This is a genomic window from Desulfothermus sp., assembly GCF_053993635.1.
Genome location: NZ_JBMYBT010000147.1, coordinates 1 through 12,983, shown reverse-complemented (window position 1 = coordinate 12,983; position 12,983 = coordinate 1). Strand labels below are relative to the sequence as shown.

The 12,983-nt window shown below is 33.6% G+C and carries 13 protein-coding genes; all 13 read right to left on the bottom strand.

Going from position 1 to position 12,983, the window contains the following annotated elements:
* Window positions 1-247: Sec-independent protein translocase protein TatB (gene tatB, locus ACY2V1_RS10860; RefSeq protein ID WP_461834820.1), on the bottom strand; the 247-nt coding region annotated here is incomplete at its 3' end.
* A 47-nt stretch (window positions 248-294) separates the two neighbouring features.
* Window positions 295-1,842, bottom strand: coding sequence for a glutamine-hydrolyzing GMP synthase (gene guaA / locus ACY2V1_RS10855; RefSeq protein WP_461834819.1), 1,548 nt, complete (start codon window positions 1,840-1,842; stop codon window positions 295-297).
* 13 nt (window positions 1,843-1,855) lie between these two features.
* Window positions 1,856-3,319, bottom strand: coding sequence for an IMP dehydrogenase (guaB, locus tag ACY2V1_RS10850; RefSeq protein WP_461834818.1), 1,464 nt, complete (start codon window positions 3,317-3,319; stop codon window positions 1,856-1,858).
* 40 nt (window positions 3,320-3,359) lie between these two features.
* On the bottom strand, window positions 3,360-3,935 hold the full coding sequence (locus ACY2V1_RS10845) for a tetratricopeptide repeat protein (protein WP_461834817.1): 576 nt from the start codon (window positions 3,933-3,935) through the stop codon (window positions 3,360-3,362).
* A 1-nt stretch (window position 3,936) separates the two neighbouring features.
* A complete protein-coding gene (locus ACY2V1_RS10840; RefSeq protein WP_461834816.1) occupies window positions 3,937-4,062 on the bottom strand; it encodes a CcmD family protein in 126 nt (41 codons plus the stop codon).
* 20 nt (window positions 4,063-4,082) lie between these two features.
* Window positions 4,083-4,763 carry a cytochrome c biogenesis protein CcsA gene (ccsA, locus tag ACY2V1_RS10835; RefSeq protein ID WP_461834815.1) on the bottom strand — a complete coding sequence of 227 codons (681 nt, stop codon included), beginning with the start codon at window positions 4,761-4,763 and terminating at the stop codon, window positions 4,083-4,085.
* A 5-nt stretch (window positions 4,764-4,768) separates the two neighbouring features.
* Window positions 4,769-5,440 carry a heme exporter protein CcmB gene (locus tag ACY2V1_RS10830; RefSeq protein ID WP_461834814.1) on the bottom strand — a complete coding sequence of 224 codons (672 nt, stop codon included), beginning with the start codon at window positions 5,438-5,440 and terminating at the stop codon, window positions 4,769-4,771.
* Between the two features lie 2 nt (window positions 5,441-5,442).
* Window positions 5,443-6,057 (bottom strand): ABC transporter ATP-binding protein, encoded by a 615-nt coding sequence (locus tag ACY2V1_RS10825; RefSeq protein ID WP_461834813.1) that lies wholly within the window; start codon window positions 6,055-6,057, stop codon window positions 5,443-5,445.
* Complete coding sequence (locus ACY2V1_RS10820; protein ID WP_461834812.1) at window positions 6,058-7,917, bottom strand: heme lyase CcmF/NrfE family subunit; 1,860 nt, start codon at window positions 7,915-7,917, stop codon at window positions 6,058-6,060. It abuts the gene before it with no gap.
* Window positions 7,917-8,321 (bottom strand): cytochrome c maturation protein CcmE, encoded by a 405-nt coding sequence (locus ACY2V1_RS10815; RefSeq protein WP_461834811.1) that lies wholly within the window; start codon window positions 8,319-8,321, stop codon window positions 7,917-7,919. The genes ACY2V1_RS10820 and ACY2V1_RS10815 overlap by 1 nt, the downstream gene beginning before the upstream one ends.
* Window positions 8,321-9,367 (bottom strand): hemolysin family protein, encoded by a 1,047-nt coding sequence (locus ACY2V1_RS10810; protein WP_461834810.1) that lies wholly within the window; start codon window positions 9,365-9,367, stop codon window positions 8,321-8,323. The genes ACY2V1_RS10815 and ACY2V1_RS10810 overlap by 1 nt, the downstream gene beginning before the upstream one ends.
* 3 nt (window positions 9,368-9,370) lie before the next feature.
* Window positions 9,371-11,926 (bottom strand): [protein-PII] uridylyltransferase, encoded by a 2,556-nt coding sequence (gene glnD / locus ACY2V1_RS10805; RefSeq protein WP_461834809.1) that lies wholly within the window; start codon window positions 11,924-11,926, stop codon window positions 9,371-9,373.
* 11 nt (window positions 11,927-11,937) lie between these two features.
* Window positions 11,938-12,983 (bottom strand): sigma-54 interaction domain-containing protein (locus ACY2V1_RS10800; protein WP_461834808.1); only part of this gene is annotated, 1,046 nt, incomplete at its 5' end.

The window sequence follows — 12,983 nt, the reverse complement described above, 5'->3', positions numbered from 1 at the left end:
TATTTTTTGAGTTTATTTCATCGGACTCAGTATTATCTTTATTTATGTTTTGATAGGTATTTCTTTTTTCCAGATCTGCCAGTTGCACTTCTAGATCTATTTGTCTTTTAACATCTGTTGAAACCTTTCTAAATTCTGCAAGGGCCTTTCCCAGTGCCCTTGCTATATCTGGAAGCTTTGATGGCCCAATAACTAAAAGTGCAACAAGAAAGATTATTAATAGCTCTGATGTTCCAACACCAAACATTTTTTGTTCTCCATTTTTATAAACCTAAATTTTGCTGAAAATATAAATTATTCCCATTCTATTGTGCTCGGAGGTTTAGATGAAATATCAAATACTACTCTGTTTACTCCTTTAACTTCATTTATTATCCTATTTGATATCTTGGCAAGCAGCTCAGAGGGTAACCTGGACCAATCTGCAGTCATGGCATCCAAGCTATCTACTATTCTTAGTGCAACTACATGCTCATAGGTCCTCTCATCACCCATAACCCCCACTGTCTTTAATGGAAGCAATACAGCAAACCCCTGCCAGACCTTATAATACCACCCTGAATCCTTTAATTCTTCCTCAACTATCTTGTCAGCCTGTCTGAGTATTTTAAGTCTTTCATCTGTGATTTCACCGATTATTCTGATGGCAAGCCCAGGTCCTGGGAATGGGTGTCTCCACACCAAAAAGTCTGGAATACCCAGCTCATATGCAACTTTTCTAACTTCGTCTTTAAACAATTCTCTAAGTGGTTCTATTAATTCTAAATTCATCTTCTCAGGCAGTCCGCCTACATTATGATGGCTCTTTATAACAGCAGAAGGTCCCCTATAAGATACACTTTCTATTACATCTGGATATAAGGTCCCTTGGGCCAGGAATTTTACGTTTTCTATCTTCCTGGCCTCGTTTTCAAATACTTCAATAAAGGTCCGTCCTATGATTTTTCGCTTTTCTTCTGGGTCAACGACCCCTTTAAGTCTTGTTAAAAAAAGTTTAGACGCATCTACATATCTTAAATTTAAATCAAAATGTTCAGTTAAATAGTGAACAACTTCTTTTCCCTCATTTTGTCTAAGTAGACCATTATCCACAAATATGCAATGTAATTTCTTTCCAATTGCCTTGTTTAACAACACTGAAACTACTGTAGAATCTATCCCTCCACTTATTCCACACACAACATTTGCATCTCCAACTACTTTAGGAACCTCATCTATAACGTTCTTTACAAAGGACGCCATATTCCATGTAGGCTTTAATTTAGCTATATCAAAAAGAAAGTTTCTTAATATCTTTTCTCCATTTTGAGTATGGGCTACTTCTGGATGAAATTGGAGACAATATATTTTTTTCTCCCTATTTTCCATTGCAGCTACATCTATATTTTCAGTCTTTGCAATAGTTATAAATCCAGGGGGAAGACTATCTACTTTATCTCCATGGGACATCCATACATTTAAACCACCATTTTCAAAAACATCCCTAAAAAGAAGAGAGTCATTGACCTTAATAAGATTAGCCCTTCCATATTCCCTATTTGTTGAAGGAGTGACCTTTCCCCCCATTTTTTTTGCTATAAGCTGCATTCCGTAACATATTCCAAGTATTGGAACATTGAAATTAAATATCTGTGTATCAACATCAGGTGCATCTTTATCACATACACTTGCAGGACCGCCTGAAAAAACAATTGCACTGGGATTTATTTTCTTTAATTTTTCAATGTCAATATTGCATGGATGTATTTCTGAATAAACTCCAGCTTCTCTAATCCTTCTTGCAATTAATTGGGTATATTGGGAACCAAAGTCTAATATTACGACCTTATTTAAATTTTCCATTATCTCACCCTTCCTATATATCAATCTGATAGTTTGGGGCCTCTTTGGTGATAATTACATCGTGGACATGACTTTCCCTGTACCCGGCCTGGGTTATTTGAATGAATTTGGCCTTTGTTTGCATTTCCTTTATATTTTTGCAACCACAATATCCCATACCAGCCCTTAGTCCACCTACTAGCTGATATATGGTCTCTGCAACAAGGCCCTTATATGGTACCCTGCCAACGATGCCCTCTGGAACCAGCTTTTCCACATTTTCCTGAAAGTATCTATCCTTACTACCCTCTTTCATGGCATCTAACGACCCCATGCCCCTGTATATTTTATATCTCCTGCCCTGATATAAAACCGTCTCTCCTGGACTTTCTTCAGTTCCTGCAAGCATACCACCCATCATCACGCTGTCAGCGCCAGCTGCTATTGCCTTAACAATATCTCCAGAAAATTTTATTCCTCCATCAGCAATAAGACATCTATCCTTTTCCCTACATGCAGGCACCACATCCATAATTGCAGTTATCTGAGGTACTCCCACCCCAGCTACAACCCTTGTAGTGCAAATAGACCCAGGGCCAATTCCCACTTTAACTGTATCAGCACCAGCTTCAATAAGGTCCTTTGCCCCTTGATAAGTGGCAACATTTCCAGCAATTAAAGGAATATCAGGATAATTGGATTTTATAAACCTGACCCCATTAATTATATTTTTACTGTGACCATGGGCCGAGTCTAAGACCAGTACATCCACTTGTGCCTGAACAAGGGCATCCACCCTCATCTCAAGGTCCTTTCCAACTCCAACAGCAGCTCCAACCCTGAGTCTACCAAAACTATCTTTGCAGGCATTAGGGTATTGTTTGATCTTATTTATGTCCTTAATAGTAATCAACCCTTTTAGGTTGTTTTGATCATCTACTACCAGCAATTTCTCTATCCTGTTTTGATGTAGAATCTTTTTGGCCTTTTCCAGATCAGTGCCAGGTGGAACTGTGATTAAATTTTCCTTGGTCATCACCTCTTCAACCTTTGTGTCTAAATCTTCCACAAAGGCCACATCCCTATTTGTTACTATTCCAGCAACTTTAGTTCCCCTCACAACTGGAAGCCCAGAAATCCTGTATTGGGCCATAATCTCAAGGGCATGTCCAACTGTATCATCTGGCTCAATACTAACTGGATCTATGATCATGCCGCTTTCAGATTTTTTTACCTTTTTTACTTCAAGTACTTGTTCCTCAATACTTAAATTTTTGTGGATTATTCCAATACCACCCTGCCTTGCCATTGAAATTGCCATCCTTGCCTCTGTAACTGTATCCATTGCCGCAGATATAATAGGAATATTCAATTTTATTTGTGGAGTAAGATAAGTAGATACATCAACTTCAGATGGAATCACCTCAGAATAATCAGGGAGTAACAAGACATCATCAAATGTAAGAGCTGTCTTTATAACTTTATTTTGACTTATCATAATCTTTATTTACCTCCAAGATTTATAATTAAAATAAAAATTAATTTTTATTTAGTTCATTTAAAGACTCATTTGCTTTATCCTTAATATTTTTAGGCACATCTTTATTATTTATAAGCTCTTTAAACAATATTTGTGATCTTTGTTTTTTATTTAAAATAAATCCATATAAATATGCCAGATTAAATTTGGCCATATAATTTTTGGGATCAATCTCTATAATTTTCTCAAGTAATTTAGCTCCTTCATTATATTTTTTTAAAAAAAGATCACACATTGCCAGGTTTAGAATTACTTCCTCATCTTTTGGCAAAATTTTATATGCCCTTTTTAAAAAGAACTCCGCCCTGTCCCATGCCCTCATTTGCATAAAAATAGATGCTAGAGACTTCAGGGCTTCTATATCGTTTGGATCTTGTTTTATCTTTTTCATATACCTGGTTATTATATTTTCAATGTCCGCCTTTGTCATTTCACTATGAGTTATGTTTTTATTTTGAACAACCAATGAAGAATTTTGAAGTTTATAATATATCATGTATGCAATCATAAAAAATACATTTAAACCAATAAAAAATATAAGTATTTTAACCCTGTTTGAATTTGCAATATTCATGTTATTTAAACTCTCTTTGTATTTGATTTAATTTTTGTGTAATTTTTTTGTTTTCCTTTCCAAGATACAAAAGATATCCTCCAATACCAGCCCAAACCAAAATATTTGCAATTACAAGATAATGCATATGACAACCTCAAAATATTTTTAAAAAATTTTATTTCTAATTACTTGTTCTAATTTATTTTTTAAAGTCAATTGATTTTTTCTCAACACAAAAAGATAAAAAAACAAAAGACCATATGCAAAAAGATTAATCAACATGGTATATAACATTTCCCTGGGCATGCCGCCACCTTTAGATGCAAATATTGCTGGATGTATGCTCCTCCACATCCTCGCAGACAAAAATACCAATGGAACATCTAAAAATGCCACAATTCCAAGTGCACTGGCTAATATATATCTTTTATCTTCCTGTATATCCATATTTACAATAACTAAATATATTATGTACATAAACCACATAATAAGAGTTGTTATAAGTCTTGGATCCCATGTCCAATAGGTATTCCAGGATGCCTTTCCCCAAATAATTCCCGTTATTAAAACCACTGTTGAATATAATACACCAATTTCTGCTGCAGAAATCGACCATAATATGTATTTATAATCCTTTTTTAAGATGTATAAAAGACTAAATATACAAACTAAAAAAAATGAAAAAAATGACCACCAGGCAAATGATACATGAAAATAAAAAATCTTTTGTGGTATTCCCATTACCCTTTCTATTGGCGCATATACATATATAAAATAACTACCAATACAAATAAAAAAAATGCTTAAAAGTAACACTATAGTGTGAATAGTAAAATTATTTTTCATAAACCTCAACTATCTCCTAAAATATATGGATATAGAAACAAACAGATGCCAGCAAAAATGGCGTCATATCCTATTATTATGCGAATCCATCCACTTATTTCATCAAAGGTTCCCCCACTAATAAGCTGTGTGTAGATCTTTATTCCTCCCAGAACTAAAGGTATTTCTAGAGGGAAAAGTATTGTTGTCAAAAGGGAGTCTTTTAGATGACTTCCTGCCATTGCCCCACCAAAAAAAGACCCTATAATGCATATACCTAAATCTATCAGCAAAATTGAAACCAATAAATATAAAAGGCTATTTGTTAAATCAATTTTTAAAAATATGACCATTAAAAGAAGGAAAAAAATTTGTAAAAACAAGGTTGCTATAAACCCTGCAATTGTTTTTGAAATCCATATCCCTTCTTTAGATATTGGTGCAATAATGAGTAGTTCAAACACATTGTCCCTTTCTTCGATCCTGTAGAGTTCTCTAAATATAAGCACACAACAAAACAAGGAACATACCCAGAAAATAGTGCCAGACCATACTGGATGAACCACCTCAAGATTACTACTAGCCAGGCTAAAGGTAAAGATAATTATGAGTCCAAGTAAAAGGGCCTCTATTATTCCTTTTTTTTTGAAAAATAAAATAGTTAAATCTTTTTTTAACACTACGATGATTGGAGACATAATCAATTTTCTATAGTTTCAAAGCTAAAGGTCTTGTTTTTAAAAATTAGTCTTTTTTTAAAAAAACTATCAAGGGTTAAATGAGTTACCCAAATTACCACCTTGCCCCTGTGTAACTCAGATGCAACAAAATCTTTAAGCATCTGTTTTGATTTAATATCAAGACCTGTTTCTGGCTCATCTAAAAGATAAATATGGGGGTCTATTACCATCAGCCTGGCTATATTTAACCTCTGGATCATGCCCCTTGAAAATATAGAGACCTTTTCATAACAAACTGGACCTAATTCAAGTTGTTCAAGAATGTCTTTAAGGTCTTCTTCCTTATGCTTTAATCCGTATAACTCAGACCAAAATCTCAAATTCTCAATTGAACTCAACTCCCCGTAAACAGAGAAAAAATGTCCCATATATCCAATTCTTTTTACCTGACTATCAAACTTAATGCTACCTGTTGTTGGCTTTATACTCCCTGCAATTATCCTTATTAACGTGGACTTTCCACACCCATTTGGTCCTAAAATGAAAATGCCATCTCCCTTTTTGACCTTAAAACTCACGTCTTTAAAGATAAGTTTTTGCCCAAAAACCTTACTTACCCCTATTAATTCTAACATTTACGTCCTTTTAAAATTTGCTAAAAGTCCCATTAATGTTAAAATTAGAGCTCCAAACCAGATCCAGTGTACCATTGGATTTTTTTGTACCTCAATCTTTAAAATTCCATCTTCAGTGCTTTGCAATACACTTAAATACAATTCATCAAAAAATCTTTTATATACTGCTACCTTTGAAAATAAATTATTTTGAACAAGATAATATATCTTTTCAGGGACTAGTGTACCTAAATATCTGCCTTTATAATGGATGTTAAACTTATAGCTATAAACAATTTTATCTTTATAATTTTTCTTTTTAAAGTCCTGATAACCAATGTTATAACCTTCAAATTTTATACTTTGTCCTTTGGCCAATATAAAATCTGCACTCTTTTTATATCCTGAAGATATTGCAATAGAAATTGCCATTATTATAATTCCAAAATGGATACCCCATTTGCCAAAGGTACTTATTTTTGAATATAGATTATATTTAAATACAAAATAAACAACAGATAAAAGCGCAGAGATAGAAGATGCAATAGTTAAGATAACCAACAAATTTTTAATTTTTAAAAACCATAATAAAGCAGATAACGCAATAAATACCCCAAAAAATATAAACCCCTCTGTTTGTATGGATTCTTTTTTCCATTTAATCCATGGGCAGAAAATAATCAAAAATATTAAAAAACTTGCAATAGGCAGAAATACTTTATTATAAAAAGAACCAGAGAGTCCCTTTGACTGAGCAAAAATAGCTTTACTGATAACAGGATACATTGTCCCAATTAAAATTATTGAACAAAGACCTAAAAATATCCATGAACTAATAATTAAAATACCATTTTTTGACAACATTCCACTTAAGTTCTTAGTATTTTTTGCTGGGAAAAAAGTAGTTATATACAATACCAAAACTAAGTTACTCAATATCAACAACAAAAATGGCTCACCAACACCACCCTCACCAAAGGCATGGAGAGACTCAATTATACCACTTCTGGTCAAAAATGTGGCTACATAACAACTTATTAAAGTCAGTCCCAGGATAAGCCCCCATGTTCTCTCTAGGGACTTTTCCCTTGTTGCAACAATATTTACATGTAAAAAAGCAGTAGTGCACAGCCATGGAACCAGTGAGGAGTTCTCCACTGGATCCCATGCCCAATATCCACCCCACCCAAGTTCATAGTAAGACCACCACATGCCAAGTATTATGCCAATAGACAAAAAAACCCAGGCAAACATGGTCCATTTTCTAATCACTCCATATAATTCTTGTCTAACTCCACATATTCTCATAGAGAGTCCCAATAGTGCTGGCACCATCACTAAAGCATACCCCAAAAAGAGTGCTGGAGGATGGAATATCATGCCAGGATGAATTAACAGTGGATTTAAACCATTTCCTTGGCTAGGAGGAGGATTGTTTATTAAGAATGGATTGGCCACTGTGATTAGTATTAGAAAAAAAAAGGCCTCAGTTGCAAAAAACAAAGACCAGAAAATGGCCTTAACATTAGTATCAAGTTTTTTATACTGGGTTTGTCTTAAAAATATCACTCCACATCCTGCAAGAAATAATAACCACAAAAAGAGGGAGCCTTCCTGTCCTGCCCAGATCGCTGTTAAGGCATAATACCAGGGAAGATACGTGTCACTATATGATGCAACATACACATATGAGAAATCCCTTTTTAAAAAAGCAAATAAAAGTATAAAAAAACAAAAGCTAACACAAAAAAATACACTCTGTTGAATCCATTTAACAAATTCAATATCTTTCTTGGTCCAAAACAAATATACTAAAAAAATACTGAAAAACGCACATGAAAAAAATCCCAAAACCATAAAAAATGAACAAACAAGCGCCATTATCCCATATCCCCTCTATTTTGTTTTTGATATTTTGATGGACACTTTGTCATAAGTGTCCGAGCGTCAAATATATGATCTTTAAAACTACCTTCCACAATAACCTCACTTCCAATTTTAAATGTATCAGGTAAGCCCCCACTATATTTTACCAAGATTTTTTTATCTGGATAATCTTTATCAACCAGAGGAAATTCTATATAATTACCATTTTTCTTTATATTTTTTCCAACTATTCCAAATAATCTAGCATTTTTTAATTTTAAATCTTGTTTTGCAAGGGCTTCAGATACATTTAAAAAATACACACTTTCAGATTTAATAGATGTGTAAATAAGAAATATGAATCCAGAAAAAATTAATAAAAAAGCAATTAAGTATGGATTGTTTTTTGATTTTTTCATTATTTCTCTCCATCTATTTTAGATAGGATTTCTTGCTTTTTCTTTTCTGCAAGAGTCCTCATATCTTCTACCTTATCAGTTTCATCAACAATTTCTTTACCTAACATTTCTTCTAAAATATCTTCTAATGTAATGAGACCTGAAATACCACCATATTCATCCAAAACTATTGCCATGGGAATCCTGGATTCTAAAAATGTAACAAGCAGTCTGTCCAGAGTTATAGTTTCCAGAACAAAATGAACAGGCTTTTTTAGCTCATGTAATTTTTTTTCACCTTCTCCTTTAATAAGATATCTTAGCACATCTATTTTATAGACAATTCCCCTGATGTCCTCTATATCACCATTGAAAAAAATTGGTACCCTACTATACGGCCACATCTTATCCACATCTATTGACTCCTCTATACTCATCTCAGCAGGTAAAGAAAACATAACAGTCCTTGGGGTCATTACCTGCATAACCCGTTTTTTATCAAGTTTAAGGACATTATGGATGTATTTTTCTTCAAACTGCTTAATGACCCCTGTCTTTCTAGAAAGACTAACAAGTGCCAAGACATCTTCTTCAGAGGTATCTATCCCTTTTTTACCTTTTTCTAAAAATCTTATTATAAAAGAAATAATATTTATAACAGGCAAAAATAAAACAACAAGTCCCAAAAGTGGCCTTGCCAGTATTTGGGCAAAGGTCCTATTATAGAGCACTCCCACGGTCTTGGGAATTATTTCAGAAAAAAACAATATGGTTAAGGTAAAAACTATAGAAAAAATATAAAGATTTTTTTCCCCAAAAACCGAAATAGCAGCAGCTCCAGCAATTGACGCCCCAGCTGTATTAGCAACTGTGTTTAATGTCAAGATAGCAGTAATGGGCCTGTCAATATTTGATTTGAGCTGAAATAATATCTCACCGGTTTTTTTCCCATTTTTTCTCAATGTCTCTATATAACTCCAGGATACAGAATATAAAACCGCTTCTGTAAGAGAACATAGGGCTGATATTCCAACTGCCAGTGCAAAAGATATAGAAAGTAACCACATATTTTAACTAAACTCCTTTAATGCTTTAAGCAGTGCTATCTTAATTCGTTTGTGCAACTCTGGATCTAATATTTTGGTGCCTTCATGAGTAGTCACATAAAACACATCTACTACCTGTTCTCCAGGAGTAGTAATTTTAGCCATTTTAATATTTAAATTAAACTCATGCAAAACCTTTGAAATAGTATGTAAAACTCCAGGGCGCTCCCATGTATATACTTCAATAATTGTATAAAAGTCTGAAGCCTCTTCATTTATTACTACTCTATCTTCTCTCTTTAAATAATTATATTTTGAAAAATTTCTGTAATATTTCTTTTTGTAGAGGTCTTCTAATTTCAAGTCCTCTGAAATTAAACTCTTCAAATTATTTTCAATCCTATTGCAAAATCTTTCTAAATTAAATGGATCTGGTATATTTGCCACTTTTAATATATCCACAGCTATACCATAACTTCTTGTTAAAATATCAGCAGATAATATATTCACTCCATTAATCCACAATACCCCAGTAATAAAGTCAAAAAGTCTTGGATGATCTTTGCATACAAAAATAAATTCCCAGAACCCATTTTGACCTCTTAAATTTAAAACAACGTCCTTTTTTTGAGAAAATATGTGTTCCAATTTATAATGTAGATAAATATCTTCTGGCGATTGACTGAGCAAATACCTCATGGAAAGCCCATCAAGCCACTTTTTAACACCTGATATTTCATCTCTATCTGAAAGGCTTATCACCTGTGTTTTTACTTGTCCTATTAGTTTTTTAATGTCTTTTCCATTTGAAGTCTCGCCCTGAAGTATATTTCTAACCTTAATAAATAGTTGGTCTAAAAGGGTTTTTCTCCATGGGTTCCAGGCCCTTTCGCCGGTAGCCACGGAATCTGCAATTTGCAACAAAAAAAGCATATAGAGTTTTTTTAAAGAACCTATCTTTATTGCACATGTTTCAACTGGCTTTTCCTCCTCTAAATCCCTTTTTAAGGCCGTTTCTGCAAGTAATAAATGATTTTCAATCAAAAAACACAAAAGTTCTATATCTTCATGGGTAAGAAAAAGTTTCTCTCCAATCTCCTTGGCAAGCTCCTTTCCTTTTTTTGAATGATTTTCTCCATAACCTTTACCAATGTCATGTAAAAGGGCTGCTAAAAACAAAATTTTTTCATTTATGTCCTCTTTAAAGAGATATCCAAATTCTCCTTTTTTTAATTCATGCATTTCTTTAACTGTTCTAAGCAGGTGCTCATCTACAGTATAAGTATGATATGTATCATATTGAACCCTATATCTTTGATGTAAAAATTCTGGAATAAAGGTATCTAAAAATTTTGTCTCATGCATTACCTTTAATATTTCAAAACTATTTTCTTGATTTAGGAGTATGTCAAAGAACATGGAAACAACTTTTTCATTGGATCTTATTTTATCTACTAATTTTAAATTTTCTCTTATAATCCTTCCTGTATCATGGTGAAACTTAAGTTTGTATCTTGATGCGTTCCAGAATAGTTCCATTAAGATTTCTGGTCTAATATTTACATCATTTGGATCTTTGAACCTTATTATATCACCTCTAACAATAAATGGGCCAGGGATTATTTTTTCTTTTTTATTTTTATTTTTTTGCACAAACCTATCAAATAGTTTATCTATAAAAAAATTTGTTACTCTCTTTATTCTGGATGTATGGGTATAATACATCCTCATAAAAGATTCTTCTGAGGATACAAATTCCCCATTAGAAAAACCCAATATAGGTGCAATTGTGTGTTGATCTTCAAGGGATAGTTGCTCTTTCTTATTTCCACCAATTCTATGTAACTGGATACGAGTTCTCCATAAAAAATCATAGCCATTTAATACCCACTGGAGCTCATCTTGATTTATCCATCCAAGAGATAATATTGTATTTAAATCAGGAGTATTTAATAAAACAGCAGCTCCCCATTTAATACAATGTACATCCCTAATCCCACCTAGTCCTTCTTTTATATTTGGCTCAATTAAATAAATACTCTCTCCATATTGTTTAATTCTCTCATTTCTGTATTCTCTAAGTTTCTTTAAAAAATTCCTTTTTTGTCTTGTAGAGCTCAAACTATCAATAAAACTAGTCTTAAATTTTTCATAGAGATACCTATCGCCACCTAAAAATTCTGTTTCTAAAAGAGAAGTGCATACAGAGAAGTCAGATCGTGCAAGGCGAATAAGTCCCGATAAAGAGGATACCTGCTGTCCAACCTCAAAACCAGCATCCCATAGGGATGAGATAATGGATTCAATGAGGGACCTAAGGTCCTTTGACAATCTATTTTGATGTAAAAAAACAAGGTCTAGATCAGAGTCAAAGCTAATTTCCCCCCTCCCAAGCCCACCGGATGCAAAAACGCACAACCTATCAAGATTTAATCCTTTTAAATAGCTAAAAAAAACATCTATGATTTCCCTTGCATATGATTTTACTGCATTTATCCCCACCACATCCTTTTCACATAAATGAATAAACTTATCTCTCTTTTCCTTTAATTTGTTTGTAAATCTTTTTAATGTGCTCATATATTAAATTTTTATTTCTTTTTTTTAAATCTTTTTGGATCAATTGCATATTTCTTTATTTTGTATTGTATAATCCTTTTAGTAGTCCCTAAAATCTTTGCTGCAGAACTCTGGTTTCCATTTGTTTCTTTTAATGCGTCAATAATTAAGTCCTTTTCAAAATTTGCCACTAATATGTCAAATTTTCCGTGAAACTGGCCATTCTCACTATTTGATTTTGTTTGAAGGGAAGGAGGGAAATGATGTGATTCAATGGTTTCACCCTCTACAATCAAAACTGCACGTTCAATACAATTTTCCAGTTCTCTCACATTTCCTGGCCAGTGGTAAGACATGAGCATATCAATTGCAGTTGTAGAGATGCGTTTTATATTTTTTTTAAAAATTTTTGAGTACTTATTTACAAAAAAATCAGCAAGCAAAAGGATATCAGACCCCCTTTCCCTGAGCGGAGGGATATATATTGGAAAAATATTGAGTCGAAAAAAAAGGTCTGATCTAAATCTACCTTTAGCTACCTCTTGTTCTAGATCTTTATTTGTAGCAGCGATTACCCTCACATCTACTTTTATGTTCCTGGATGCCCCAACTGGTTGAATTTCCTTGTCCTGTAACACCCTAAGGAGCTTTGCCTGTGCCATAGGAGAAAGTTCACCAATCTCATCTAAAAATATGGTTCCCTTATTTGCCTCTTGAAAACACCCTTTTCTTCTAGAAAGCGCACCTGTAAATGCGCCTTTTTCGTGACCAAAGAGCTCACTTTCAAGCAAACTCTCGGGCATTGCCGCGCAATTAACCTTAATATAAGGACCTTTTGCCCTGCTACTATTTTCATGGATAGCACTGGCCACAAGTTCCTTTCCTGTTCCTGTCTCCCCTGTGATCAAAACAGTGGTGTCAGTGTTGGCAACTTGATCTATTAATTTCAGGACTTCAAGTATTCCTTTTGACCTTCCAATTATATTGGTTTTTGGCCTGGTGGCAGTAGCCAGTTGTTTTCTTAATTTTTTATTTTCCTCTTCAAGTGCCCTAAAATAGACCGCCTTCCCCAGTAAAT